Origin of the sequence: Leisingera sp. NJS204, from assembly GCF_004123675.1 — a bacterium.
Taxonomy (GTDB): Bacteria; Pseudomonadota; Alphaproteobacteria; order Rhodobacterales; family Rhodobacteraceae; genus Leisingera.
The window spans coordinates 2,497,010-2,523,362 of sequence record NZ_CP035417.1 but is presented as its reverse complement, the minus strand read 5'-3'; the positions used below and the strand labels follow the sequence as shown (position 1 = coordinate 2,523,362).

Here is a 26,353-nt window from a genome sequence, read left to right as displayed (position 1 = left end):
ATGACAACCATCTTATTGGCAATTGTAACCGGCGCCGCCTTTGGTGCGGTGCTGGACCGGATCGGGGCGTCGAACCCCGGCTTTATCGGCAAGATGCTGAACCTTACCAATCTGAACCTCGCCAAAGCCATCCTGCTGGCAATCGGCACCGGATCGGTTCTGATGTTCGGCGGCCAGATGGCGGGGCTTGTCGATGTCGGCCATATGTCTGTGAAGACCGCCTATGCCGGCGTTTTCGTCGGCGGGCTGATGCTGGGTGCCGGCTGGGCGTTGTCGGGCTATTGCCCTGGCACCGGCGTTGTCGCCGCCGCTTCGGGCCGCAAGGACGCGCTGTTCTTCATCGCGGGCGGGCTCTTGGGCGCGGCTGCCTATATGGCGACCTACCCGTCGTGGAAGGCCAGCGGCCTGCTGGACAGCATCGCGGGCGGCAAGGTCACCCTCGGCACCGTTCCAGGCGCCAAATACGAAGGGTTGACCGCGCTGCCCGGCAATCTGCTGGGCATCCTTCTGGGCCTTGGTTTCATCGCACTGGCCTTTGCCCTGCCGCAGCGGCTGGTGCCGCAAAAGGCTGAACTGCAGCCGGCGGAATAACCACCGCACCCAAGCAAACCCCAAGCGCCCGCCTGGCCCGGCGGGCGTTTTCTGTTTGGACGCCGCAACTTCCCGCTTGAATCCAAGCCAACGAACCCCGACCTTTGAGGTTCAAAGCCGGGCAAACCGGCGGGGAGGACGCCGCATGCATACCGCAAACCCGTTTGAGAACGCGCCTGAGACAGCCCTGGAATGGCACCGTTCCGGTTCAGGCGCGGCGCTGGCCACCGTGGTGCAGACCTGGGGATCCGCCCCGCGCCGCACCGGTTCGCAGCTGGCGGTCTCAGGGGATGGCAAGATCGAAGGCTCCGTCTCCGGCGGCTGCGTCGAGGGCGCCGTGGTGGCCGAAGCACTTGACGCACTGCAGGACGGCCGCCACCGCTTGCTGGAATTCGGCGTCAGCGACGCGGACGCCTTTGCCGTCGGCCTGGCCTGCGGCGGCACCATCAAGGTGCTGGTGGAGCCGGCCGGCTCGGCGCTGCCCGCGGACCTGCTGCAAGAACTGGCAGAGGCCCGCGCCAACCGCACGCCCGTGGCCTATGAGGTGAACCTTGCCACCGGCGCCCGCCGCCTGGTCCGCGAGGGATACCCCGACCGGATGCGCCTGGACCGCTCAGGCCTGGAAGACGACGGCGAAACCTTTGTGGCCGTTCACAACCCGCCGCTGCGTCTGGTCTGCGTCGGCGCGGTCCACATCACCCAGGCGCTGGTGCCGATGGCGCGGATCGCGGGGTATGACGTGGTGATCATCGACCCGCGCGCCGCCTTTGCCTCGCCGGAACGCTTCCCCGGCGAGATGCTGATGGACGACTGGCCGGACGAGGCGCTGGCAAAGCTCGGTCTCGACAGCCGCACCGCGCTGGTGCTGCTGACCCATGATCCGAAATTGGACGATCCGGCGCTGCAAGCGGCCCTGAAGGCAGATGTGTTCTACATCGGCGCGCTGGGATCGAAGAAAACACAAGCCGCCCGGGTGGCGCGGATGCAGGGCGCCGGCTTCAGCGAAACCCAAATCAACCGCATCCACGGCCCTATCGGCCTTGATATCGGCGCCGCCGGCCCTGCGGAAATCGCCGTGTCCATTCTGGCCGAAATGACTGCCGTGCTGCGCGGCAAGCAGCCATGAGGTTCGGACCCGTCCCGCTGCATCAGGCCAAGGGCGCCATCCTCGCGCATTCGCTGCGCGGTGCCTCCTGCAAGGTGGCCAAGGGCACGGTGCTGACTGCAGATGACCTCCAGGACCTCGCCGCAGCGGGGCATGAAACCCTGACTGTCGCCCGGCTCGACCCAGCTGATCTGCACGAGGACGCCGCCGCAGCAGCGCTTGGACATGCGCTGGTACCGGACCCGTCGGCGCAGGGCGTTCGCATTTCCGGTGCAGGTACGGGCCGGGTGAACCTCTATGCCGACCGCTCTGGTCTGGTGCGGCTGGACCGGGCCAAGCTGGAGGCCGTCAATGCGGCGGACCCGATGATCACCGTTGCCACAGTGCCGGATTATCACCGCGCCGATGCGGACGGGATGCTGGCCACAATCAAGATCATCTCCTATGGCGTCGCCGCCGACGCCATCCGCCGCGCCAGCGAAGGCGCAGGGGATGCGATCCGGGTGCTGCCGCCGGTATTCTCCTCCGCCACGCTGATTGAAACGCAGGTGAGTGACGAGACGCCGCCGGACAAAGGCCGCGCTGCGATGGCCGGGCGCCTGCACCGGATGGGCATCCCCCTGTCGCCGCGCATTGTGGTGCCGCACCGAGAGGACGCGCTGGCAGAGGCCATCACCCGGGCACCGGGGCAGCTGGTGCTGGTGCTGACCGGCTCGGCGACCTCTGACACCCACGATGTCGCACCTGAGGCTTTGCGCAAAGCAGGCGGCAGCGTCACCCGGTTCGGGATGCCGGTCGATCCCGGCAACCTGTTGTTTCTGGGCATCTTTCAGGACAGGCCTGTCATTGGCCTGCCGGGCTGCGCGCGCTCTCCGGCGCTCAACGGCGCCGATTGGGTGCTGGAGCGGGTGATTTGCGGCCTTCCGGTCACCTCTGCCGATATTGCCGCGATGGGCGTCGGCGGCCTGCTGAAGGAAATCCCCACCCGCCCGATGCCGCGCCGCGATGCAGAAGGTTGAATGCGGCGCTGCGGCACGTGATTTGTGACGCAAGGTCACAACCCTAGGCAGGCCCCTCTGACGCGAATTTTACCGCCGGCACCGCCCTGAAAACACTTCGCGGATCGCTGCCGCCGTGGTTAACTCCCCCCAGCCAGACAAAAACAAGCTAAAGGGAGGGTACTATGGCCAAGGTCTCAATGACCGTGAACGGCAAGGCTGCCAGCGGCGACGTGGAAGGGCGCACGCTGCTGTCCGCATTCCTGCGCGAGGAGCTGGGCCTGACCGGCACCCATGTGGGCTGCGACACCAGCCAGTGCGGCGCCTGCGTTGTGCATGTGGACGGCCAGGCGGTGAAAGCCTGCACCATGCTGGCGCTGGAGGCCGAGGGCGCGCAGGTCGCCACCATCGAAGGGCAGGCCAATGCCGACGGCTCGCTGAATACAATCCAGCAAGCGTTCCAGGACCACCACGGGCTGCAATGCGGCTTTTGCACGCCGGGCATGGTGATGTCGGCAGCAGCGCTGCTGAAGGACAACCCCAAACCCACCGAGGCGGAAATCCGCGACTACCTTGAGGGCAACCTGTGCCGCTGCACCGGCTACCACAATATCGTCAAGGCGATCCTGGCGGCCTCGGGCCAGGATGTATCGGCCATCGCGGCAGAGTGACAGATGACGACCCCAGGCCGACAGGGAGCGGCCTGAGTTGAACAAGGAGTGATTACCAAGAGGTGCGCCACGGCAGCACCCTCCAGGGAGGAAGATCCAGACATGCCCAAGGACAATGACAGCGGCATCGGCGCCAGCCCCAAGCGGCGCGAGGACGTGCGGTTCCTGACAGGAGCCGGAAACTATACCGATGACATCAACGTGCACGGTCAGGCCCATGTGCATTTCCTGCGCGCCGATGTGGCCCATGCGGCCATCAATTCGATCGACACCAGCGCCGCCGAGGCGATGCCCGGCGTGGTGAAAATCTTCACCGGCGCCGATTTCACCGAGGTTGGCGGCATCCCCTGCGGCTGGGGCGTGACCGACCGCCACGGCAACCCGCAGCAGGAGCCGCGCCACCCGATCATCGCCGACGGCACCATCCGCCACGTGGGCGAGATCGTCGCCGCCGTGGTCGCCGACACAGTCGAGCAGGCCCGCGATGCGGCAGAGGCGATTGAGCTGGACCTCAGCGACAAGCCCGCAGTTGTGAATATGGCTGGCGCATTGGCGGACGGCAGCACCAAGGTGCATGAGGATCTTACCTCAAATCTCTGTTATGACTGGGTGTTTGGCAATCCTGATGACGACGCTGTGCAGGCAGCCTTTGACAGCGCCGCGCATGTGACGACGCTGGAGCTGATCAACAACCGTCTGGTCGCCAACCCGATGGAGCCGCGTGTGGCAATCGGAGAATACGCCCGCGGCACCGATGAATACACGCTGCACACCACCAGTCAGAACCCGCATGTGATCCGGCTTTTGATGTGCGCCTTTGTGCTGGGCCTGCCGGAGCACAAGGTCCGCGTGGTGGCCCCGGATGTCGGCGGCGGCTTCGGCTCCAAGATTTTTCACTATGCCGAAGAGGCCTTTTGCACCCATGCGGCCAAGGCCTGCGGGCGGGCGGTGAAATGGACCTCGACCCGGTCCGAAGCGTTCATCTCGGACGCCCATGGCCGCGACCATGTGACCAAGATCGAATTGGCGCTGGATGCGGATAATAATTTTACCGCGCTGCGCACCAATACGATGGCCAATATGGGCGCCTACCTGTCGACCTTCTCAACCTCGGTGCCCAGCTACCTGCACGGCACCCTGATGGCGGGCAACTACAAGACGCCGGTGGTGCAGGTGAACGTGAAATCCGTCTTCACCAACACAGTGCCGGTGGATGCCTACCGCGGTGCTGGCCGGCCCGAGGCGACCTATCAGCTGGAGCGTATTATCGACAAGGCCGCGCGGGAGCTGGGCGCCGATCCGATTGCCCTGCGGCGTCAGAACTTCATCACCGAGTTCCCCTATGAAACCCCGGTGGCGCTGACCTATGACACCGGCGACTACGTTGCGACCATGGATAAGCTGGAACAGGTCGCCGATGTGGCAGGCTTTGCTGCCCGCCGTGCGGCGAGCGAAGCCAAGGGCAAGTTGCGCGGCTTTGGTGTGAACTGCTACATTGAGGCCTGCGGCATCGCACCCTCGAACATCGTTGGCATGCTGGGCGCGCGGGCGGGTCTGTATGACGCCGCCACCGTGCGGGTGAATGCGACCGGGACCATCAGCGTCTTTGTCGGCGCGCACTCCCACGGGCAGGGGCATGAGACGTCCTTTCCGCAGGTGGTGGCCGAGATGATCGGCATCGATGAAAGCATGATCGACATCGTGCATGGCGACACTGGCAGGGTGCCGTTCGGCATGGGCACCTATGGCTCGCGCTCGATTGCGGTCTGCGGCTCGGCCATGGTGCGGGCGACCGAGAAGATCATCAGCAAGGCCAAGAAGATCGCTGCCCATCTGATGGAGGCATCTGATGCCGATATCGAGCTGAAGGACGGCCAGTTCACTGTTGCGGGCACTGATAAATCAGTGGCCTGGGGCGACGTGACCCTGACCGCTTACGTGCCGCACAACTACCCGTTAGAGGAACTGGAGCCAGGGCTGGAGGAGACCGCATTTTACGACCCCGCGAACTTCACCTATCCGGCCGGCGCCTACGCCTGCGAGGTGGAAGTGGATCCCGACACCGGCAAGGTGACGATCCAAAGCTTTGCGGCGGCGGATGATTTTGGCAATATTATCAACCCGATGATCGTTGACGGCCAAGTCCACGGCGGGCTGGGGCAGGGTATTGGCCAGGCCTTGCTGGAAAACGCTGCCTATGACGAAGACGGGCAGTTGCTGTCGGCGTCCTTTATGGATTACGCGATGCCCAGGGCTGATGACGTGCCGTTCTACCAGGTGGACCATTCCTGCCAGACGCCCTGCACCCACAATCCATTGGGCGTGAAGGGCTGCGGTGAGGCCGGTGCCATCGGCTCGCCGCCTGCGGTTGTCAACGCGGTGGTCGATGCACTGCAGTCGGCAGGCAAGAATGTCACCCATATCGACATGCCGCTGTCGCCCTCGCGGGTCTGGGCGGCGATGAACGGGTAAGGGTTCATGGGGGCGCTGCCCCCATACCCCCGGAGTATTTTTCGGAAAGATGAAAGCCGGCGGGCCGGTTTTCAGAAAGGATACGAAATGTATGAATTCGAGTTCGAGAAACCCGCGACCATAGCTGAAGCGGTGGCGGCGCTGGCGGATGAGGACGCGCAGGCGCTGGGCGGCGGGCAGACGCTGATCCCGACGCTGAAACAGCGGCTGGCGATGCCGTCGAAACTGGTGAGCCTGGCGGGCATTGAGGGAATGAAGGGCGTCAGCGGCGGTGACGGGGTGCTGAGCATCGGTGGCGCCACCACCCATGCGGAGGTGGCTGAAACTGCGGCAGATGCCTATCCGGCATTGGCGGCATTGGCGGGCCAAATCGGCGATCCGGCAGTCCGGAACCGCGGCACCATCGGCGGCTCATTGGCCAACAACGACCCCGCAGCCTGTTATCCGGCGGCGGCGCTGGGCAGCGGTGCAACGATTATGACCAACCGGCGCGAGATCACCGCGGATGACTATTTTCGCGGGCTGTTTGAGACCGCTTTGGAAGACGGTGAGATCATCACCGCGGTACGCTTTCCGGTGCCGCAGAAGGCCAGTTACCAGAAGTTCCTGCAGCCGGCCTCGCGCTTTGCCTTGGTCGGGGTGTTTGCGGCGAAATATGCGGCGGGCGCACGGGTGGCGGTGACCGGCGCCTCAGAGGAGGGCGTGTTCCGCTGGAGTGAGGCCGAAGCCGCGCTGGATGCGGATTTTGCGCCGGAGGCGCTTGCTGGCCTCAGCGTGGATGCCGGCGGCATGATGGCGGATCTGCATGGCTCCAAAGCCTATCGCGCCCATCTGGTCGGGGTGATGGCCAAACGCGCCGTGGCGGCGGCTGCTTGATGGTTTGAACAAAGCAGGCACCGGGATGCCGGTGCCTGCCGAATGCGGCGGCTAGTGCCGCAGGTAGCCGGAGATTTCCTCCAGCAATGTCTGGGTCTTGCCTGACAATTCGCGGATTTCGGTTGCGATCACCGCAAACCCCTTGCCCATATCGCCGATCCGCGCCGCCTCGATCGAGGCGTTGAAGGAGATGAACTTGATGTTGCGGCCGACCCCTTCGGCATTGGCGATGGTTGTGCGCATGTTCTGCTCGCGCTCTTCTTCGCGCATCTTCTGGGCGTCGCATAAGGTCTGGACCATCTGGCTGAGAAAGCCGGAGACAGCTGGTTCCAGCCGGTAAAGGCAGAGGCCCGCAAGGTCCGGGATCCGGCGCACATTTTCCAGCGGGCCGCCCTCGGGCCGGGAGGTGGCGCTGTGCAGGGGGCCGAGCACGTCCAGGCAGGCTTGGCGTTTGGCTTCCAGATCCTTGGGCAGGCTGTAGCTGCACTCCTGCAACAGGCTGTCCAGGCCGCTGCTGAGCATCGCATGGGCCGCCGCAATGCGCTGTACCGACAAGGTCAGAACGTCCGTGGCGCTGCCGGCATCCGTGCCTTTCGGATCCTGGGCCAGGGCCAGCAGCGACAGCGCGGCGATCCGGCTGGGGCCGACGGCCATGAAAGCGGTGTTCTGTACGTCGGATAAACTTTTCATGCCTGCACCTTAGTGACCATGCAGACCCTTCTACCGGGCAGGCGTTAAGGCAGCGCTAACTGCGATGGCTTTGGCAAAAGAAAAGCCCCGCAGCGGCACTGCGGGGCTGGATACCTGTCTTGAAGGCGGCCGGATTACTTGTTCGGCAGCGGGCCGATCATCATGATCATCTGACGGCCTTCCATCTTGGGCATGTTCTCGACCTTGCCCAATTCCTTGATGTCTTCCGCAACCCGTTCCAAAAGCTCGCGGCCCAGGTTCTGGTGCGCCATCTCGCGGCCCCGGAAACGCAGGGTGACTTTCACCTTGTCGCCGTTTTCCAGGAACTTGTAGACGTTTCGCATCTTCACATCATAGTCATGAGTGTCCGTGTTGGGACGGAACTTGACCTCTTTGACCTCGATGATCTTTTGCTTCTTGCGGGCTTCGCTCTCGCGTTTCTGCTGTTCATACTTGAACTTGCCAAAGTCCATGATCTTGCACACGGGCGGGTTGGCATTGGGCGAGATTTCCACCAGATCCAATCCGGCCTCGGCGGCCATTTCCATGGCTCTGGCGGGGGTCACAACCCCTGCGTTATCGCCATCGGCGCCAATCAGGCGGATTTCGGAGGCACGGATTTTTTCGTTGACGCGCGGGCCGGTGTCGCGTTGCGGCGGCGCGTTATGAGGTCTGCGGGCTATGACTGCGATCCTTCTGTCATTGCAAAAAGTGCGGGAACGCTACTGCCCCCGCGCATGTGATTCAAGGCTTATAGGCGGTATGGCGGCAGGAAAGCCGCATTTCAAGGCCGCATATTGCAAATGGCCCCGAAAACAGGCGCGAACCCTGGCCGGACGGCAGCGTGGCGCTGCGGGACAGCATCCTGAAAAGACCGGAATGCGGCGGGGTTCCGCCAGTTGCGGGACCGGCCGGCGGCAGCTGGCCGCCCGTGATGCAGGCTTGGGAAACTTCCCCCTTGAGTGCTGCGCTGCCGCGCGCCATCTGGCAGGCAGATGCTGCGGATGGCGCGGCCAGGCCGGCCAAGCCGGTAAACGGAAGGAGTGTATTATGAAACAGTTATTGATCCTGATTGCGCTGGGAGCTGCTGCCGTGGGCGGATATGTGCTGCTGAACGGCCAGGACGCGCAGGACCCGGCACCTGCTGAGGTGCCGGCCGTGCAAGAAGAACAGAGCAGCACAGCGCCGGAAACGGCAGACGAGGACAGCACGGCGCCGGCCGAGCAGGCGGTGGAAGATGCGGCGGACGCCGTTGAGGGCGCCATCGAATCCGGTGCCGAAGCTGCCGGCGCAGCTGTTGATGCGGTGCAGGACACCGTAAGCGAGGCCGCAGAAGCGGCGGCAGAAACGGCAGGGGATGCGGTTGATGCGGCCCAGGGCACGGCGGGTGCTGCATCGGATGCCGTCCAGGACACCACAGACGCGGCCACCGATGCCGCCGCCGGCGTTGCGGATGACGCTGCGGATGCCGCAGGCTCTGCTGTGGATCAGGCGGGCGAGGCTGCCACCGGCGCGGCAGAGACCGCTGCCGGCGCGGCTGAGGCTGCCCAGGACGCCGCATCCGAGGCGCTGGACAATGCAGCCGGCACCGCACAGGAACTGCTGAACCAACCCGGTTCGGCGGAAACCGAAAGCACTGCAGGCAGCGAGTGAGCCAGGCCGTAAGCTAAGTGTGGCCGCAAGGCACAAAACGCATCCGGCGGCAGGCATCATGCCTGCCGCCGGACGTCTGCGGCCTGAATTGACTGCCGCGGATCAGTGGGGGCGGGCCTGCGCTTGCTGCGCAACACGGGCCATATGGTCCAGCGGCGCCTGGCCGCCGGGCTGCGGCTGCGGCGCCAGGAAGGCCAGGAAGGTCTCCCAGCCGGCACTGTTGCCGCCTTGTTTGCGGGCGCGCTGGATTTGCAGCTGGGCCACCCCGATCAGATCCAGCGGCTTGACGCCGTCATAGGCGCTGCCGGTGATGGTGGCCAGATGGCTGCGGAACCGCTTGCCCATCGAATTCAGCAGCAGCATCGGCGAGGTCACCGGATGGCCGGCCTGCACCAGCGCGTCAAACATTTCGTCAATGTCGCCGGGGGCAATGGCGCGCGCATCATAGCGGGCCTTGACGCTGGCAATCCGCTCCGCGGCTGTCGGCTGCACCTGGCCGGGACGGGCCTGGAACCCTGCAACAGCTGCCTTGACGCGGGCTTTGCCAGCCTCTGTTCTGACGGACTGGAAAACAGGCGGCTGCCCCGAGGTCAATTCGTTCTGCACTTCTTGCTGCTCCGTTCTGGATCTCAGCAACCGGAATACAGAATCATCCCCAACAAAAGATAAACGGGAGGCGGCAGCCTCCCGTCAAAACAGTGTCAAAATCGGGGCAGCCGCAGCCGCTCTCCGGCGCAGGATCAGTCGAGAAAGGCTTTTTCGACCACGAAATGCGCTGGTTTCGAATTGGCACCTTCTTCCAGCCCGTAAGTATTCTCGAACAGGTCCTTGAGTTCCAGATTGAAGGCCAGGTTGCCGCAGATCATTGCGCGGTCGCTTTCCGGGTTCAGCGGCGGCACTCCAAGCTCGGCAAACGCCTCGCCCGAGCGCATCAGGTCGGTGATCCGGCCCATCTTGGGGCTCTCTTCGCGGGTGGTGGTCGGGTAGTATTTGATCTTCTTCCAGAAGCCTTCGCCGATCACCTCGTTCAGCAGCTCGTCTTGCTTCAGGCTTTCGATCAGTTCGCGGCCATAGGTCAGCTCACCCGCCGTGCGGCAGGTGTGGGTGATGATCACCTCGTCGTAATCCTCGTAGGTCTGCGGCTCGCGCAGAAGGCTCGCAAAGGGCGCAAAACCGGTGCCGGTGGCAAAGAACCAGATCCGCTTGCCGGGCAGCAGCGCGTCATGCACCAGGGTGCCGACGGGTTTGGGGCGCAGGATGATCTCATCGCCCGGCTGGATGTGCTGCAAGCGCGAGGTCAGCGGGCCGTCTTCCACCTTGATCGAGTAGAACTCCATTTCCTCGTCCCAGCTGGGCGAGGCGATGGAATAGGCGCGCAGCAAGGGTTTCACCTTGCCGGTCTTGGGATCGGGATCGTTCATCAGGCCGATCATCACAAATTCGCCCGAGCGGAACCGCAGCGAGGCCGGGCGGGTCACCTTGAAGGAGAACAGCTTGTCGGTCCAGTGCTTCACCTCAGTGACGGTCTGGGCATCGGGCAGGGCGGGCTTTGCCTTTTCGGGCGCGGCGTTGGTTGCAATGTCGGTCACGGGTGTCATCTCATTCATCGGGTCCACTGCCGGAGGAGTAGCCGGCACCTCTGATTAGTCTTTGATACAGGTCAGGAAAACCCCCTGTTTTGCGAAACCGGCCCCGCGCTGGACGCAACGGAACCGGTCTGGCAAGGGTTTTCCCAGGCTCGGGAGGGCTGGCTTAGCGGGCAGCGGTGCTGCCGCGCAGGCGGGCCTGATAGCTGTGGTCTTTCCAGTTGGCACGGGCGAGCCACTGGTCTTCGGGCTGGCGGGCGGCCAGATCGTCGGACAGCTCAACCTCGTCAAAGCCGGAGCGGCGGGCCATGGCATACTGGTCGGCAATCACATGGCCAAAGGCGCGCAGGCGGCCCTGATAGCCCCGCAGCCGCAGCTGGCGGGCCAGGGTAAAGCCGCGCCCGTCGGCAAAGCTGGGGAAGGCAACCCGCACTAGCTCGACGCCGTCCAGCGACACGTCGTTCAGATTGGCGTCGGAGGCCAGTTCAAGCACTTCAGCGCCTTCAAAGCCGGTGGTCCAGTCGTCGGGGGCAAAACCCGTGTCGGTCACGATAACAGTCATCTCACTCACGCTCCTGTGCGTACCATTTGGCCGTCCACAACATGGATGCCGCATTCTTCTTTGTTTTCCCCGCGCCACCGGCCGGCGCGCGGGTCTTCGCCTTCTTTGACCGGGCTGGTGCAGGGCGCGCAGCCGATCGACGGATAGCCCTTGGCCACCAGCGGATGGCGGGGCAGGCGGTTTTCATCCATGTAGGCGCGCACGTCCTCGGGCGCCCAATGGGCCAGCGGGTTGATCTTGAGCCGTCCGGTGCCCTCTTCGACCTCGAAGAACTCCAGCGCTGCGCGGGTGCCGGCCTGGAACCGTTTGCGGCCCGTAATCCAGCCGTCATAGCCCGCCAGCGCCTTTTGCAGCGGGATCGTCTTGCGCAGGGCGCAGCAGGCGTCCTTGTCGCTGAACTTGAGGGCCCCATAGGGGTCCTTTTCGGCGATATCATCGGCGCGGATGATGCGCAGATTGCGCAGGCCCAGCCGCTCGCTCACTTCCTGCTGATAGATCAGCGTCTCGGTGAACAGCAGTTCGGTGTCGACAAACACGACAGGGGTCATCGGGTCGATGACCGCAGCCATATGCAGCAGCACCACAGATTCCGCACCGAAAGACGAGACCAGAGCGATATGCCCCGCGTCCTGCAATGCGCCCTGCATCACCGAGGTGGCCGAATGGTGGCGGAAGCGCGCATTCAGCGCCTCCGCCTTGGCGGCCAGTTCCCGGTCCCGGGGGCTGACAGGCTCCCCGGCGGGTTTGTTTCCGGCTGTGTGAAACATGGGTCAGGCGACCTTTTTCTGGGCCTCGGGATAAAGTGCTGCCTTGAACGGCTCCATGCCGATCCGGCGGTAGGTCTCAAGGAAGGTTTCCTCAGCTCCTTCACGCTGGGCCATGTAGACCTCGACGATGCGCTCTACTGCGGGAACAATCTCGTCATAGGCAAAGCCAGGACCGGTGCGGGTGCCGATGGCCGCCGTCTCGGTAGCGTCGCCGCCCAGGGTGATCTGGTAGTTCTCCACCCCCGCACGGTCCAGGCCCAGGATGCCGATGTGGGCAACATGGTGATGGCCGCAGGCGTTGATGCAGCCCGAGATCTTGATCTGCAGATGGCCGATGTCGTGCTCCATCTTCAGTTCGTCAAAGCGGGTTGCGATTTCCTGTGCGACCGGGATCGAGCGGGCGGTCGCCAGCGCGCAATAATCCATGCCGGGGCAGGCGATGATATCCGAGATCAGGCCGATATTGGCAGTGGCCAGACCGTTTGCCTTCAGCGTGGCGTGGATTGCGGGCAGGTCGTTCTTGTGGACATGCGGCAGTATCACGTTCTGCTGGTGGCTGATGCGCAGCTCGTTATAGGCGTATTGCTCACCCAGATCAGCCATCACCCGCATCTGCTCGGCAGTCGCGTCGCCCGGGGTTTGCCCATGCGCCTTGATCGAGATGGTCACGATGGCGTGGTCGCCCTTGCGGTGTTCGGCCAGATTGGTGTCGGCCCAGGCGCGGAACACCGGGTCGTTTGCGTAAGCCGCATCAAAGGCTTCGGTGGAACCGGAGCGGAACTCCGGCGCCTGGAAATGCGTCTTGATCTCGGCCAGCTGCTGCTGGTCGGTGCCGTCGTACTGGCCGCGGATCGCCATAAATGCTTCTTCGGTCATCGCGCGGTAGGTTTCGATGCCGTTTTCGGAGACGGTGATCTTGATGCGTGCCTTGTACTTGTTGTCGCGCCGTCCAAGCACGTTGTAGACGGTCAGAACCGACTCCAGATAGGGCAGCAGATCCGCCTGCGGCAGAAATTCGCGCAGCACCTGGCCGATCATCGGGGTGCGGCCCAGGCCGCCGCCGACGACAACCTTGAAGCCCACCTTGCCGTCCTGTTCCACCACCTGCAGGCCCACGTCATGCGCCTTGATCACGGCGCGGTCGTTGCCGCTGCCGGTGATGGCGATCTTGAACTTGCGGCCCAGGAACTGGAATTCCGGGTGGTCGGTGGACCACTGGCGGATCAGCTCGGCATAGGGGCGGGGGTCGGTCAGCTCATCCGCCGCGGCACCGGCGAAATGGTCGGCGGTGGTGTTGCGGATGGTGTTGCCCGAGGTCTGGATGGCGTGCAGGCCAGCCTCACCCAGCGCGTCCAGCATATCCGGAATGTCGCGCAGTTTCGGCCAGTTGTACTGGATGTTCTGACGGGTGGTGAAATGGCCATAGCCCTTGTCCCACTTTTCCGCCAGCAGCGCCAGGGTGCGCATCTGGGCGGAGTTCAAGGTGCCATAAGGCACCGCGACCCGCAGCATATAGGCGTGCAGCTGCAGGTAGACGCCGTTCATCAGGCGCAGCGGCTTGAACTCATCCTCGGTGAGGGAGCCGTCGATGCGGCGCTCGACCTGGGCGCGGAACTGGGCGTTGCGTTCCGCCAGGAAGGCTTCGTCGAACTCGTTGTACTTATACATTGGCTTCAGCCTCCTGCTTGCCGTGGAAATAGTTCGAGGGGCCGGTGCGGCGGAAATCCTCGCGGAAGTGGGTCGGCTCGGGGCCGTTCGGGCCTGCCTTGGCGTCGGCCAGATAGGCACCGACGATGCGGATGTTCTGCTTCTCCGCTTCCAGCAGGCGCAGCTGGGCGTCTGCCTCATCGGTGATCAGCTCGGCTTGCGCCAGGTCGCGGGTCCAGCTGTCGTCAGCGGTGAAATAGATCACGTCGCCCTCGAGCAGGTCGTTGGCGGTGATGACTTTGGGGGTAAAGGCGCGGGCCATTATGCAAGCTCCGTTTTCAGATCGTTCAGGGCAGCGGCCGCTTTGCGCGGCGCAAGACCCAGGAAGGTGAGGGCCGGGCCGTCAAAGCCAGCCGCATCAAGGTCGGCAGGCAGACGGTCCAGATTGGTTTCCAGCACCCGCTGTTCGGGGCGCGAGGCGTTCTCGATAATGGTCACCGGCGTGGCGCGGTCAGCACCATGCATGATCAGGCGGCCCTGCACGAAACGGGCGGATTTCTTGCCCATGTAGATCGCGGCAACCTCGCCGGGGCGCGCAAGGGCAGCCCAGTCGTGATCGGCAAAACCGCTCATCGCGTGGCCGGTCAGAAACCGGACCGAGGTGTTGCGCCCGCGCTGCGTCAGGCTCTGGCCGATGCCGGCCGCGGCAGCCGAAGCGGCAGTGATGCCGGGAATGATCTGGGTTGCAATGCCGGCCGCTTCGCAGGCGGTCAGCTCTTCATCCAGCCGGGCAAAGACAGTGGGATCTCCGGCCTTCAGCCGCAGCACCTTGCGGCCGGCCTTGGCATGGGCGACCAGCCGCGTGTTGATCTCGTCCTGGCTGACCTGCGCACCAAAGCCTTCCTTGCCGACATTTTCCAGCAGCGCTTGCGGACCGGCCAGCGCCATGATTTCACCGCTGACCAGACGGTCATAGAGGATGACATCGGCCTCCTGCAGCGCACGCAGGGTTTTGACGGTCAACAGATCCGCGTCGCCGGGGCCGGAGCCTGCAAAAACAACCTGGCCTGCAACCATACAAGCCATGCTGCCGCGGGTGTAAGCGGTGGCGTTGGCAGCGTGTATATTATGTGCAGGCATCTTGGCGGCCTCTCCAGTGTGTTTGACTTGAGGTTAGATATAGGAAATATTCCCGGTATTACGCTATATACCTGCGGAAATAAGAACACTGGTTTTACCGCAGCTGAACACGGGGCCGATTGGTCCTCACAATAGGAGAAAACAGGAATGACGGTGCGGATCGACGCCACTGACCGGAAAATTCTGGCTGAACTGCAGCGCGACGCGGGCCAGTCGCTGGACGAAATCGCCCGTCAGGTGGGCTCCTCCAAGACCCCGGTGTGGAATCGCATCCGCAAGCTGAAAGAGGGCGGGGTGATCGGCCAGCAGACGGTGCTGCTGGATGCCGAGGCGCTGGGGTTTGAAGCCTGTTTCTTTGTTCTCATCCGCACATCCGAGCATGAGGCGGAATGGCAGGCCAAATTCCTGCAGGCGCTGCGCGACCGCCCCGAAGTGCAGGAAGCGCACAGGCTTGCGGGCGACATCGACTATATCCTGAAAGTCCGGGTGCAGAACGCGCGCGCCTATGACGTCTTTTATCAGGCGCTGATTGCCGAAGTGCGGGTGCATAATGTGACGGCGCTATTGTCGATGGAGGAGATCAAATCCACAACGATGCTGCCGTTGCAACCCTAAGGGTTCGGGTATTTAAGTCCAGAAAGAAGCAGCAGAGGATGGTCTGCTTCTTTCTGGTCCTGAAGTACCCCGGGGTTTGGGGCAGAGCCCCATGTTTAATATGCGTTTGGGGCAGAGCCGCATATTAAGCATGCGTTTGGGCAGAGCTCCAAGTCAGGCCGTCACCAACAGCCGGGTCAACCCGTGGAAGTGGTAGGTATTTGAGTACTCCGGCGCTGCCGCCAGTTTCAAATCCGGGCAGCGGCCGAACAGGATCGGCAGGGCAATCTGCATCTCCAGCCGCGCCAGCGGCGCGCCGACGCAGAAATGCAAACCGCCGCCAAAGCTTTTGTTCACTTTGGGCGGGCGGGCCGGGTCGAAGCGGTCCGCGCCGCCCAGTGCCGCCGGGTCGCGGTTGGCGGCGGCCAGCAGCAAGGCCACCTGATCGCCGCGCTGGAATGTGTGGCCGAAGACCTCGGCCTCCTCATAGGCGTAGCGGGTGAACATATGCAGCGGCGGGTCATAACGCAGGATCTCCTCCACCAGCCCGTCGATCCCCTCCGGCGCCAGCCATTCGGGCTGCCAGCCCTGCTGCAGCATGGTATTAATACCATTGCCAAGGGAGTGCACGGTGGCCTCGTGGCCTGCATTCAGCAACAGGATGCAGGTGCCGATCAGCTCATCCGTTGACAGCTTGTCACCTTCCTCCTCGGCGGCGATCAGCCGGGTGATGAGGTCGTCGTGGGGATCATTGCGGCGCTCATTGATGTAGCTGCGCAGGAACTCTGTGAACTGATGCGCGGCTTTGGCGGCGGCGTGTCCGGTCTCTTCGGTGCGCGACGCCTGATACATCGCCACCATCCTGTGCGACCAATCCAGCAACTGCGGCGCCATGTCCTCGGGCACCCCTAGCAGGCGGCAGATGGTGATCACCGGCACCTGGGTGCAATAGGCCTCCAGCAGGTCAAACGGCTGGTCCGGGAAAGCGTCGATCAGCTGGTGGCACAGATCCTTGATGCCTGGCTCCAGTGCCGCGATCTCGCGCGAGGTGAAGGCGCGCAGCACCAGGCGGCGCAGGCGGGTGTGGCGGGGCGGCTCGGCATCCAGCATCGAATGCGCCTCCACTGCCAGGAAGGGGGCAAGATGGGCTGGGCCGTCCTTGCGCAGCTCTTCCGGCACCTCGCGGCCAAAGCGGCGGTCGCGCAGCAGCATATGCACCGCGGAATGGCCGAAGGCGGCGACCATGCCGTAATCCTGCCAGTGGTGCATCTGGCCCTCTGCCTGGGCCGCCGCATAGAAGGGATAGGGGTCCTGCACAAAGGCCGGATCGGTGGGGGATTGGATTAAAGTCTTCATACACCGGTTTTTGCCGCTGCGTCTGGTCAATGCAAGGGGCGCTTTGATAACGTGCCGCAATGAAAACACAGCAAATACTTCGCTGGAGCCTGCCTGCCGGGTTCCTGTTGGCCGTGGCGGCATTGGCGCTGATGGTCTGGTCTTATGGCTACCGTCAAGCGCTGGACAGCCTGGCAGAGCGCAGCGCGGCGGATCTGGCCTTGGCGTCGGACCGGGTCAGCACCCAGCTGCAGGTCTATCAGGAGCTGGCGGTTTTGACCGCCGGACACCCGGCGCTGGCGGATTTGTCCACGCCTGGCGCGCGCGAGGCGGCGGCGGAGCTTCTGCGCGCGGTTGCCGATAAAACCGCGGCGCTGGACGTGTTCTTTGCCGCCGCAGACGGCCGAGTGCTGGCGGCAGCCGAAGGGGTGGCCGGGCCGGATGTTGCGGATCAGGCCTATTTCATACGTGCCATGCAAGGGGCCATGGGAACCGGTCACGCGGTTTTGCAGCCGGGCGGGCGGCGGTCGTATTTCTATGCCGCGCCAGTGTTTCAGCCCGGCGGTGTGCGCGGGGCGCTGGTGGTTGCAGCGGATGTGAATGACGTGGAGCAGACCTGGCGCGGTTCGCTGCCGGCGGTGTTCTTTACCGGCATGAGCGGCGAGGTGTTCATTTCCAACCGGTCCGAATTGCTGTTCTGGCAGCGAGGCGCGGCGGGGGAAACCCCGAGTGTTACCGGCAGGGACCGTTATGCTGACCATGAAATCTGGAGTCTTGAGGGCAGCCCGTATCTGCCCGGCCGCGCATTGCATCTTTCAGTGGATTTGCCGCTGATCGGGATGACAGGCGAAATTCTGGTGGATGTGGCGCCGGCCCAGCGGATCGCAGCCTTGCAGGCGGCGGCGCTGGCGGCGGTGTGCCTGGCTCTGGGCGCCATGCTGTTCATCGTGATGGAGCGCCGCCGCACCCTGGCCGAGGCCAATGCGGTGCTGGAAAGCCGGGTGGAAAAACGGACCAAGGCCTTGTCTCTGGCCAATGATCAGCTGCGCCGCGAGGTGGGCGAGCGCGAGGAAGCCGAAGCCGCTTTGAAACGTGCCCAGGAGGATCTGGTGCAGGCGGGCAAGCTGTCCGCTTTGGGGCAGATGTCGGCGGGCATCAGCCATGAATTGAACCAGCCCCTGATGGCGATCCAGCAATTTGCCGAAAACGGCGCCGCCTTTCTGGAGCGGGGCAAGGCAGGGCGCACGGCTGAGAACCTGGACCGGATTGCAGACATGGCGGTTCGGATGGCGCGGATCATCAAGAACCTGCGCGCCTTTGCGCGCAATGAAAGCGAGCCGATGGGGCAGGTCGATCTGGTGCAGGTGATCAAAACGGCAGTGGAGCTGACCGCGCCGCGGCTGAAAGCGGATCATATAGATCTGCGCTGGGACGAGGCGGCCTATGCGGCGCCGGTGCCGGCCTGGGGCGGCGAGGTGCGGCTGACGCAGGTGTTTGTGAACCTGATCAATAACGCGGCGGATGCGATGCAAGGGCAATTGGAGAAGGTGATCTCAATCTCTGTTGAAGGCGGCCCGCGGCTGCAGGTGCGGGTGCAGGACAGCGGCCCTGGCATCAAGGAGCCGGAAAAGATGTTCGACCCGTTTTATTCCACCAAGGCGGTGGGCAGTTCCGAAGGCATGGGGCTGGGGTTGTCGATTTCTTACGGATTGGTGCAGAGCTTTGGCGGCAACATCCGCGGTGCCAATACCGGCGGCGGTGCGGTGTTCACAGTGGAACTGGAACCATGGCGCGAAGGTGCCAGGAAGGGGAATGCCGCATGACCCGCAAAGTGCTGCTGGTGGATGACGACGCGGCGGTGCGCGAGGCGCTGGCGCAGACGCTGGAGCTGAATGATCTGGAGGTGGTCGCCTGCGGCTCGTTTGTGGCGGCAAAGGATCATATCACGCCGGCGTTCGGCGGCATCATCGTGTCGGACATCCGGATGCCGGGGCGGGACGGGTTTCACCTGCTCGAGTATGCCCGTGGCGCCGACGAGGAGCTGCCGGTGGTGCTGCTGACCGGCGAGGGCGACATTCCGATGGCGGTCAAAGCGATGTCGCAGGGGGCGTTTGATTTTCTGGAAAAACCCTGCGCCGCAGCAGATTTCCTGCCGGTGCTGGAGCGCGCCTTGAAGACTCGGGCGCTGGTGCTGGAGAACCGGCGGCTGAAGCATCAGCTGGAGACCGGCGATCCGGCGGCGCGGCTGTTGTTCGGCACCTCGCCCCAGGCCATGGAAATGCGCCAGCGGGTGCGCGCAGTGGCGCCGACGGGGGCGGAGGTGCTGGTTACCGGCGCGCCGGGCAGCGGTATTTCCAAAGTGGCGGAGGTCATTCACCTGATGTCGCCTGCGGGGCAGGGGCCGTTTGTGAAACGCCCCGCCGCAGGGCTGGCCGCAGAGACGGTGGCGGAGCTGTGCCAGGAGGCGGCGGGCGGCTCGCTGTTTCTGGATGAGCTGCAGGCGCTGCCGGAAGCGGCGCAATTTGCGCTGCTGGCCCAATTGGAACAGGGCAGCGGGGTGCGGATCATTGCGGGCTCCAGTGCGGGTCTGGCGGATAAGGTGCAGGCGGGTGGGTTCAGTCCGGATCTGTTTTACCGGCTGGATGTGATGCGGGTGCGGATCCCCTCGCTGGCCGAACGCCCCGGCGATATTCCGGTATTGTTCCGTCATTACGTGGCGCAGGCGGCAGAGCAGGCGGGGATCGAGGTGCCGGAGATTTCGCAGGACCATCTGGCAGCCCTGATGGCGCAGGACTGGCCGGGCAATGCGCGATCCTTGATGTCGGCGGCAATGCGGTTTGTGCTGGGCATGCCGGAAGAGGCCGCCGCAGCGGCAGGGCTGGGTCTGGCGGAGCAGATGGCGCAGGTCGAACGCTCGCTGCTGATTGCGGCGCTGGGCCGGGCCAACGGGCGCGCGGCTGCGGCCGCGGAAGCGTTGAGGCTGCCGCGCAAGACGTTTTATGACAAGCTGGCCCGCTATGGCATCCGGCCCGAAGACTACCGCCGCTGAGTGCGCTGGCAGCCGGGGCCTTACGATTGGTCAGGTCCGGCACTGCTGCCGGAGTATTAGGGAGGCGGCGCCGCCGGAAACCCCGGAATGGGGCATGGGGGCGGAGGGAGGACGGGGGTAAGCCCATGTCCGCATGAAGCCTTCGTTCGGGACGCCCCTGCACCCGTTGAAGAGGTGGTCTTGGGGACCCTGTGATCTCCTGATGGTGCGGGGTGTCAGACCGCTCCGGTGTCGCGACAGGTCAGAGTATCGCAGGGCCGGGTTAAGGCCGGGCAAGCGGGGCGTACGCAGGGGGGGGCAACATCCCGGCGGGCGGCGCACGGCGGATAGTGAGGATGCCTCCGGCGGGAGTATTTTTGAAAAGTTGAAGGGGCGGCGATTCTCCCGGCAGAATTGTCTTGCGCTAACATTTGTGCGAAATTCCGCACAAAGCCGGAAGCACCCTGTGCGGGATTCCGCACAGCCTTTGACGGTCTCCACCTGGATGCGCTTGGAATTGCCGGTAAGTCATTGCCGGAATGCGGAAAAAACTGACGGCTGATGAGTCCCGAATCAATTCTTGAGCGGATTCTTGCAACTTGGGATGCTCTGGGCGGGCTTCAGCCATGCGCTGAATGCAACATCGGATTTAGAGATGATTTTTCTGGGAGGAAAAGACCATGAAATTCCTGACCACTGCCGCCACCGCACTGGCACTGACCGTCACCGCAGGCGCTGCAAGTGCTGCTTGCGACGACGGCGAGATCGTGGTGAAGTTCAGCCATGTCACCAACACCGACAAGCACCCCAAGGGGATTGCCGCGTCGCTGCTGGAGAGCCGCGTGAACGAAGAGATGAACGGCACCATGTGCATCGAGGTCTATCCGAACTCGACACTGTACAATGACAACAAGGTGCTGGAAGCGATGCTGCAGGGCGACGTGCAGCTGGCAGCACCGTCCCTGTCGAAGTTTGAGAAGTTCACCAAGCAGTTCCGCCTGTTCGACCTGCCGTTCATGTTCAAGAACATCGACGCCGTGGATGCGTTCCAGGGGTCCGAAACCGGCCAGGAGATGCTGGATTCGATGCAGCGCCGCGGTCTGCAGGGGCTGGCCTACTGGCACAACGGCATGAAGCAGATGTCGGCCAACAAGCCGCTGGTCGAGCCCACGGATGCCAATGGGCTGAAGTTCCGGGTGCAGTCCTCGGACGTGCTGGTGGCGCAGATGGAAGCGATCGGCGGCTCGCCACAGAAGATGGCATTCTCGGAAGTATACGGCGCGCTGCAACAAGGTGTTGTGGACGGGCAGGAGAACACCTGGTCGAACATCTATGGGAAGAAGTTCTTTGAGGTGCAGGACGGTGTGACCGAGACCAACCACGGCGCGCTGGACTATCTGGTGGTAACGTCCGTGGACTGGCTGGACAGCCTGGACCCGGCGGTGCGCGACCAGTTCCTGACCATCCTGAACGAGGTGACCGCGACCCGGAACGCCGAGTCGACCAAGGTGAACGGCGAAGCCCGCCAGGCGATCATCGATGCCGGCGGCGTTGTGCGTGAGCTGAGCCCTGGGCAGCGCGCGGCCTGGGTCGAAGCAATGAAGCCCGTGTGGGAGAAATTTGCAGGCGACGTCGGCCAGGAGAAGATCGACGCCGCGCAAGCCATTAACGCAGGCCTGTAACTCAGGCCGTATCCGGGAGGCCCGTATCGGGGCCTCCTGACCGCAGGCGGCGCGGAAATCAGCTGCCTGCACCCCTTTTCCGCAAAATTTGGGAGGCAGCCATGGCGGGGTCCAGAACCGGCCCGAGCGGGCTCATCAACTCACTCGAAGAAACCCTGATCGCGCTCCTGCTGGGGCTGATGACGGCAATAACATTTGCCAATGTTATTGCGCGGTTTGTGTTCAATTCCAACATTTTATGGGCGCTGGAGCTGACCGTGTTCCTGTTTGCCTGGCTGGTGCTTTTGGGCGCCTCTTATGCGGTGAAGGCCCATGCGCATCTGGGCGTCGATGCCATTTTGAACATGCTGGCACCGGGCGCGCGCCGCGCGGTGGGGCTATTTGCTGCCGCCTGCTGCATCGTGTTCTCGTTGCTGCTGCTGAAAGGCGCCTATGACTATTGGGCGGTGTTTGCGGATCTGCCGCCGACCTCGGGGCGCTGGTTCCCGACCGGGTTTGACATGAAGGCACGCAGCCAGAGCTTTTACGAGGTGCAGGATGTGCCGATGGTGGCGGTCTTCAAGTTTCTTGAGGACCTGATCAACTACGGCGATCCTTATGAGAAACTGCCGAAAGTGGTGCCCTATGTGGTGCTGCCGGTGTCGATGCTGCTTTTGGTGTTCCGCTTTATCCAGGCGGCGTTCCAGATCGCGCGCGGTGATGTGGACCGGCTGGTGGCCAGCCATGAAGTGGAAGATGAGCTGGACGCCGTGCGGGCGCAGCGCGGGGAGCATGGCTGATGGAAGTGGTAATTCTCTTTGCGATGGTGATCGGCCTGTTGCTGATCGGGGTGCCGATTGCGGTGTCGCTGGGTCTCAGCTCGACGATTTTCCTGCTGATTTACTCTGACAGTTCGCTGGCGAGCGTCGCGGGCACGCTGTTTGAGGCCTTTGAGGGGCATTTCACCCTGCTGGCGATCCCGTTTTTCATTCTGGCGTCCAGTTTCATGACAACGGGCGGCGTGGCGCGGCGGATCATCCGCTTCTCCATCGCCTGCGTTGGCCATCTTCCGGGCGGTCTGGCCATCGCTGGCGTGTTTGCCTGTATGCTGTTTGCGGCGCTTTCGGGCTCGTCGCCTGCAACTGTGGTGGCAATTGGTTCCATTGTGATCGCTGGCATGCGCGAGGTGGGCTACTCCAAGGAATTCGCGGCAGGCGTGATCTGTAACGCGGGGACGCTTGGCATCCTGATCCCGCCGTCGATTGTGATGGTGGTCTATGCAGCAGCGGTTGAAGTTTCCGTCGGCCGGATGTTCCTGGCCGGCGTCATTCCGGGGCTGATGGCCGGGCTGATGCTGATGGTGACCATCTATGTGATGGCCAAGGTCAAGAACCTGCCCAAGGGCGAGTGGAAAGGCTGGGGTGAGATCTTTGAGTCGGCGCGGGACGCGGGCTGGGGGTTGTTCCTGATCGTGATCATTCTGGGCGGCATCTATGGCGGCATCTTTACTCCGACCGAGGCGGCGGCGGTGGCGGCGGTCTATGCTTTCTTCATCGCCAGCTTTGTCTACAAGGACATGGGACCGCTGTCGAATGGTGAGGGCGAGGCAAAGACGCCGCTGTTGCGGAAGCCTTATGCACTGCTGACGGCATTCCTGCACAGCGATACCAAGCACACGCTGTTCGAGGCGGGCAAATTGACCGTGACGCTGCTGTTCGTGATTGCCAATGCGCTGATCCTGAAACATGTGCTGACCGATGAGCAGGTACCGCAGCAGATTGCCACGGCAATGCTGTCGGCAGGCTTTGGCCCGGTGATGTTCCTGATCGTGGTCAATGTGATCCTGCTGATCGGCGGTCAGTTCATGGAACCGTCGGGGCTGCTGGTCATCGTTGCACCGCTGGTGTTCCCGATTGCGATTGAGCTGGGCATTGATCCCATCCATCTGGGCATCATCATGGTGGTGAACATGGAGATCGGCATGATTACTCCGCCGGTTGGCCTGAACCTGTTTGTGACGTCGGGCGTGGCGGGGATGCCGATGATGGGGGTGGTGCGGGCAGCCTTGCCGTTCCTGGCGGTGCTCTTTGTTTTCCTGATCATGATCACCTATATTCCCTGGCTTTCCACTGTATTGCCAAACGCGGTGATGGGGCCGGAGATCATAACCAAGTAAGGCTTTGCAGTAACGAAAACGGCGCCCGGATGTTCGGGCGCCGTTTTGCGTTCTGCGGCAAAATTCTTGGAAGAATTTTGCCAAGAAAATTCAAATTTTCTTGGCTCAGGCGGTTTCCAGCGCGGTGATGATCGGGGAGAAATCCGCGGCCTTCAGACTGGCACCGCCCACAAGCGCGCCATCGACATTGGAGACGGCAAAGATCTCACCTGCGTTCGACGGTTTGACCGAGCCGCCGTAGAGCAGGCGGATGGACTCTGCGGTCCCGGCCCCGAAGCGGGCGGTGAGTTCGGCGCGCAGGAAGTTGTGCACTTCGGCAATTTGCTCCAGCGTCGGCACTTTGCCGGTGCCGATGGCCCAGACCGGTTCGTATGCCACAACAGTGTTTTCGCCTGTGGCAGAGTCCGGGACGGAACCTGCAAGCTGAGTGCCAGCCACCTTCAGCGTGTCGCCGCCTTCGCGCTCGGACAGGGTTTCACCGATGCAGATCACAGCAGTTAGGCCTTCTGCTAGGGCGGCTTCGGCTTTGGCGCAGATCTGGGCGTCAGTTTCGCCGTGAACGGCGCGGCGCTCGGAATGGCCGAGGATCACCGCGGAGGCGCCGGCGTCTTTCAGCATGGCCGCTGAAAGATCGCCGGTGTGGGCGCCGGAGGCGTTTGCGTGGCAGTCCTGGCCGCCGATAGCGACGGCGCTGCCTTTGGCAATGTCGGCTGCGCGCGACAGCAGGGTTGCCGGCGGGCAGATCAGGATGTCCGCAGCCGGGCCGGCATGGCTTTCGGCCAGGGCTGCCAATTCACCCAGGCTGCCGCCGGTGCCGTTCATTTTCCAGTTGCCTGCTGCCAGTTTCCGCCGCATGGGGGATGCCTCCGATCCTCGTTATGTGGGCGTGACAGGTAACACCAGCGGCGGAGTGGCGCAATTCGCTTGACCGGGGACCGGCCACAAAAAGGGCGGGGAAAACCCCGCCCGCTGATTGCGTCCCGTCTGGACCGGATCAGGCGCCGGGCAGTTCCTTGAAGCTGATCGATTCGCCGCAGCCGCAGGCATCCGCGACATTGGGGTTGTTGAACTTGAAACCGCTTTCCAACAGCGTCACCTCATAGTCGATTTCGGTGCCGAACAGGAACATCTGCGCCATCGGCGCGATCAGGATGCGGGCGCCGTCCTGTTCCACCACTTCATCGTTGGCAGAGGGCTCGTTGACGTATTCCATGGTGTATTCCATGCCCGCACAGCCGCCTTTCTTGACGCCGATGCGCAGGCCGGCATGGCCGTCTTTGGCCATCAGCCTGGCGATCTGCGCTGCTGCCTTGGGCGTCATGGTCACAGCTTGTTTGCCGGGAATGCCGAACATGGGTTTCTCCTTACACTTAGTCCCTATCTAGGGCTGGTGCTGCCGCGGCTCAACCCCGCAAACGTCCAGGCAGGCAGGTAACATGTATTCAGTATGCGGATTTTTAAGGGGGAGCGGCCTAAAACCTGCGCTGCCGCCGATCACAGGCCAATGGTGTCAAAGCCCCATGCAGTTTGCATAGTAGGTGACGGTGGCAGGCCAGTCGGAAAAAACGCCTTCGACACCTGCGTCCTGTGCCAGAACGTCCAGCAGCTGGTAATACATGCCGTCACCGCCGCCGCCGCCGCGGCTGAGGCCTGCGAGCGACTGAAAGTACCAATCGCCGCCCTGCAGCGGGCCGGAGCGTTCCAGCGTCCAGGTGATCAGCCGCAGCCCGGCGGATTTTGCGGCAATGGCATAGGCGGAGGGGACAATGCGGCCGTCCTGCACGGTCACCAGCATCCAAAGGGGCGGTGCCAGATAATTGACGCCCTGGGCCTTCAGCGCGGCGAAGTCATAGGGGAATGTTGCCGGATCGGTGTGATCAAACCCCTCGTGCCGGTAGCTGCCGTCGAGCAGCACCGCCTGGCGGCCGAACGCCGGTTCGTGTTCGATCCAATAGAGGATATCGTCCAGGCTGAAGCTTTGCACCCAGACGTCGGCGGGGGCGATGCCGGCGGATTTATAGTCATCGATTAGTTTCTGCGCGAAATCCTGTTGCGTGAAGCCGTTAAAGGGCATCGGGACTGCGGGGGCCTTCAGCTCGGGCATGAATTTGGTGCCGAGGCTGTGCAGCAGGGCGATCGACTCGGCATGGGTCAGGGTTTGGGCGTTGCCGCCGTAAAGCGTGGTGCGCCACGAGGGAAGGCCTCCCTGATAGTCCCGCGGCGTGGCGGCAAAGGGGTTGGCACTGTCCATTTTCGGACGCAGGCGGCGGAATTCGTCCAGCGTCAGATCGGAGCTGCGGCATTCGGCGCTGGCGGGGGACGAGAATGCATGCGGAGAGAAGGGCTGGATGCAGCGGTCCGCCAGCGGTGAGGTCAGGATGTCCGTGGTCCGGTGCAGGTCGTTTTGCGCGTGGCGGCAGACCAGTTCCAGGTCGCGGGTGAAGGTGACGTCGCATTCCAGAATGCCCGCGCCCATGGCGGCGGCGGCCCGGTGGCCTTCGGCGGTGTGTTCGGGGAACATCAGCGGCGCGCCGCGGTGGCCGATTGAGAAATCCGTGCGCGCCGGGGTCTGGCCTGCGCAGGCCTGCAGCCTGTCCTTAAGCGCACCTTCGGGCAGCTGGCTGATCAGATAAGCGGGGCGCGGGCCGTAGCTGAGGGCCGGAGGGTCCGCAGTGCCGGGAGCAGGAAGCAGCACGAGGGCCGCGGACAGCAAAGCAACGGACAGCAGGGCTTGGCGCATGGGGCGGCTCCGGGTCTAGGGCTGCCGCACATTAGACACTTGGGCCGAATAATGAAAAGGC

At 63.5% G+C, this 26,353-nt stretch carries 26 protein-coding genes; 13 read left to right on the top strand and 13 right to left on the bottom strand.

Features of this window, described 5'->3' with window-relative positions:
• The 6 genes from ETW24_RS12415 (at window position 1) to ETW24_RS12390 (ending at window position 6,713) form a co-directional block, all read left to right on the top strand.
• A complete protein-coding gene (locus ETW24_RS12415) occupies window positions 1–591 on the top strand; it encodes a YeeE/YedE thiosulfate transporter family protein (RefSeq protein ID WP_129371334.1) in 591 nt (196 codons plus the stop codon).
• Between the two features lie 145 nt (window positions 592–736).
• On the top strand, window positions 737–1,717 hold the full coding sequence (locus tag ETW24_RS12410) for an XdhC family protein (RefSeq protein ID WP_129371333.1): 981 nt from the start codon (window positions 737–739) through the stop codon (window positions 1,715–1,717).
• Window positions 1,714–2,715 carry a molybdopterin-binding protein gene (locus tag ETW24_RS12405; RefSeq protein WP_129371332.1) on the top strand — a complete coding sequence of 334 codons (1,002 nt, stop codon included), beginning with the start codon at window positions 1,714–1,716 and terminating at the stop codon, window positions 2,713–2,715. The genes ETW24_RS12410 and ETW24_RS12405 overlap by 4 nt, the downstream gene beginning before the upstream one ends.
• Before the next feature lie 164 nt (window positions 2,716–2,879).
• Window positions 2,880–3,365 carry a (2Fe-2S)-binding protein gene (locus ETW24_RS12400; RefSeq protein ID WP_129371331.1) on the top strand — a complete coding sequence of 162 codons (486 nt, stop codon included), beginning with the start codon at window positions 2,880–2,882 and terminating at the stop codon, window positions 3,363–3,365.
• Window positions 3,366–3,467: 102 nt separating this feature from the next.
• On the top strand, window positions 3,468–5,837 hold the full coding sequence (locus ETW24_RS12395; protein WP_129371330.1) for a xanthine dehydrogenase family protein molybdopterin-binding subunit: 2,370 nt from the start codon (window positions 3,468–3,470) through the stop codon (window positions 5,835–5,837).
• 87 nt (window positions 5,838–5,924) lie between these two features.
• Window positions 5,925–6,713 carry an FAD binding domain-containing protein gene (locus tag ETW24_RS12390; RefSeq protein ID WP_129371329.1) on the top strand — a complete coding sequence of 263 codons (789 nt, stop codon included), beginning with the start codon at window positions 5,925–5,927 and terminating at the stop codon, window positions 6,711–6,713.
• 51 nt (window positions 6,714–6,764) lie between these two features.
• On the opposite strand, the gene ETW24_RS25110 is transcribed toward ETW24_RS12390, so the two are convergent.
• Together ETW24_RS25110 and infC are read right to left on the bottom strand one after the other, a co-directional pair.
• Window positions 6,765–7,403, bottom strand: coding sequence for a methyl-accepting chemotaxis protein (locus ETW24_RS25110; RefSeq protein WP_129371328.1), 639 nt, complete (start codon window positions 7,401–7,403; stop codon window positions 6,765–6,767).
• A 134-nt stretch (window positions 7,404–7,537) separates the two neighbouring features.
• Entirely contained in the window at window positions 7,538–7,999 is a 462-nt protein-coding gene (infC, locus tag ETW24_RS12380; RefSeq protein WP_311198504.1) for a translation initiation factor IF-3, read from the bottom strand.
• A 454-nt stretch (window positions 8,000–8,453) separates the two neighbouring features.
• Here infC and ETW24_RS12375 point away from each other — a divergent pair, with 454 nt between their 5' ends.
• Complete coding sequence (locus tag ETW24_RS12375; RefSeq protein WP_129371327.1) at window positions 8,454–9,056, top strand: translation initiation factor 3; 603 nt, start codon at window positions 8,454–8,456, stop codon at window positions 9,054–9,056.
• Between the two features lie 102 nt (window positions 9,057–9,158).
• On the opposite strand, the gene ETW24_RS12370 is transcribed toward ETW24_RS12375, so the two are convergent.
• The 7 genes from ETW24_RS12370 to cobA all read right to left on the bottom strand — a co-directional run bounded on the left by ETW24_RS12370 (window position 9,159) and on the right by cobA (window position 14,695).
• Entirely contained in the window at window positions 9,159–9,662 is a 504-nt protein-coding gene (locus ETW24_RS12370; protein ID WP_129371326.1) for a hypothetical protein, read from the bottom strand.
• A gap of 134 nt (window positions 9,663–9,796) precedes the next feature.
• Window positions 9,797–10,663 (bottom strand): ferredoxin--NADP reductase, encoded by an 867-nt coding sequence (locus ETW24_RS12365; RefSeq protein ID WP_129371325.1) that lies wholly within the window; start codon window positions 10,661–10,663, stop codon window positions 9,797–9,799.
• Between the two features lie 145 nt (window positions 10,664–10,808).
• Window positions 10,809–11,204, bottom strand: a complete 396-nt coding sequence (locus ETW24_RS12360; protein ID WP_129372925.1) for a DUF934 domain-containing protein — start codon at window positions 11,202–11,204, stop codon at window positions 10,809–10,811.
• Window positions 11,205–11,209: 5 nt separating this feature from the next.
• The gene (locus ETW24_RS12355; protein ID WP_129371324.1) at window positions 11,210–11,971 is read right to left on the bottom strand and encodes a phosphoadenylyl-sulfate reductase; all 762 of its coding nucleotides are present in this window, start codon (window positions 11,969–11,971) and stop codon (window positions 11,210–11,212) included.
• A gap of 3 nt (window positions 11,972–11,974) precedes the next feature.
• Complete coding sequence (locus ETW24_RS12350; RefSeq protein WP_129371323.1) at window positions 11,975–13,639, bottom strand: nitrite/sulfite reductase; 1,665 nt, start codon at window positions 13,637–13,639, stop codon at window positions 11,975–11,977.
• Window positions 13,632–13,940: a DUF2849 domain-containing protein gene (locus ETW24_RS12345; RefSeq protein ID WP_129371322.1), complete on the bottom strand. Its 309-nt coding sequence runs from the start codon at window positions 13,938–13,940 to the stop codon at window positions 13,632–13,634. Before ETW24_RS12345 ends, ETW24_RS12350 begins: the two co-directional genes overlap by 8 nt.
• Window positions 13,940–14,695 carry a uroporphyrinogen-III C-methyltransferase gene (gene cobA, locus ETW24_RS12340; RefSeq protein WP_129372924.1) on the bottom strand — a complete coding sequence of 252 codons (756 nt, stop codon included), beginning with the start codon at window positions 14,693–14,695 and terminating at the stop codon, window positions 13,940–13,942. Before cobA ends, ETW24_RS12345 begins: the two co-directional genes overlap by 1 nt.
• Window positions 14,696–14,905: 210 nt before the next feature.
• Between cobA and ETW24_RS12335 the strand changes: the two genes are divergently transcribed.
• On the top strand, window positions 14,906–15,373 hold the full coding sequence (locus ETW24_RS12335) for an Lrp/AsnC family transcriptional regulator (RefSeq protein ID WP_129371321.1): 468 nt from the start codon (window positions 14,906–14,908) through the stop codon (window positions 15,371–15,373).
• Window positions 15,374–15,526: 153 nt separating this feature from the next.
• On the opposite strand, the gene ETW24_RS12330 is transcribed toward ETW24_RS12335, so the two are convergent.
• Entirely contained in the window at window positions 15,527–16,708 is a 1,182-nt protein-coding gene (locus ETW24_RS12330; protein WP_129371320.1) for a cytochrome P450, read from the bottom strand.
• A 59-nt stretch (window positions 16,709–16,767) separates the two neighbouring features.
• Between ETW24_RS12330 and ETW24_RS12325 the strand changes: the two genes are divergently transcribed.
• From ETW24_RS12325 to ETW24_RS12305, 5 genes are all read left to right on the top strand, one after another.
• Window positions 16,768–18,510, top strand: a complete 1,743-nt coding sequence (locus ETW24_RS12325; protein WP_129371319.1) for a sensor histidine kinase — start codon at window positions 16,768–16,770, stop codon at window positions 18,508–18,510.
• Window positions 18,507–19,736, top strand: a complete 1,230-nt coding sequence (locus ETW24_RS12320) for a sigma-54-dependent transcriptional regulator (protein ID WP_129371318.1) — start codon at window positions 18,507–18,509, stop codon at window positions 19,734–19,736. Before ETW24_RS12325 ends, ETW24_RS12320 begins: the two co-directional genes overlap by 4 nt.
• A gap of 659 nt (window positions 19,737–20,395) precedes the next feature.
• Window positions 20,396–21,397 carry a DctP family TRAP transporter solute-binding subunit gene (locus ETW24_RS12315; protein WP_129371317.1) on the top strand — a complete coding sequence of 334 codons (1,002 nt, stop codon included), beginning with the start codon at window positions 20,396–20,398 and terminating at the stop codon, window positions 21,395–21,397.
• 101 nt (window positions 21,398–21,498) lie between these two features.
• Window positions 21,499–22,176 (top strand): TRAP transporter small permease, encoded by a 678-nt coding sequence (locus ETW24_RS12310; RefSeq protein ID WP_129371316.1) that lies wholly within the window; start codon window positions 21,499–21,501, stop codon window positions 22,174–22,176.
• Window positions 22,176–23,552 (top strand): TRAP transporter large permease, encoded by a 1,377-nt coding sequence (locus ETW24_RS12305; protein WP_129371315.1) that lies wholly within the window; start codon window positions 22,176–22,178, stop codon window positions 23,550–23,552. The genes ETW24_RS12310 and ETW24_RS12305 overlap by 1 nt, the downstream gene beginning before the upstream one ends.
• A 105-nt stretch (window positions 23,553–23,657) precedes the next feature.
• On the opposite strand, the gene tpiA is transcribed toward ETW24_RS12305, so the two are convergent.
• The 3 genes from tpiA to ETW24_RS12290 all read right to left on the bottom strand — a co-directional run bounded on the left by tpiA (window position 23,658) and on the right by ETW24_RS12290 (window position 26,292).
• On the bottom strand, window positions 23,658–24,407 hold the full coding sequence (tpiA, locus tag ETW24_RS12300) for a triose-phosphate isomerase (protein ID WP_129371314.1): 750 nt from the start codon (window positions 24,405–24,407) through the stop codon (window positions 23,658–23,660).
• 139 nt (window positions 24,408–24,546) lie between these two features.
• Window positions 24,547–24,906, bottom strand: coding sequence for a HesB/IscA family protein (locus tag ETW24_RS12295; RefSeq protein ID WP_129371313.1), 360 nt, complete (start codon window positions 24,904–24,906; stop codon window positions 24,547–24,549).
• 156 nt (window positions 24,907–25,062) lie between these two features.
• Entirely contained in the window at window positions 25,063–26,292 is a 1,230-nt protein-coding gene (locus ETW24_RS12290) for a glycerophosphodiester phosphodiesterase family protein (protein WP_129371312.1), read from the bottom strand.
• Window positions 26,293–26,353 lie beyond the last annotated feature (61 nt).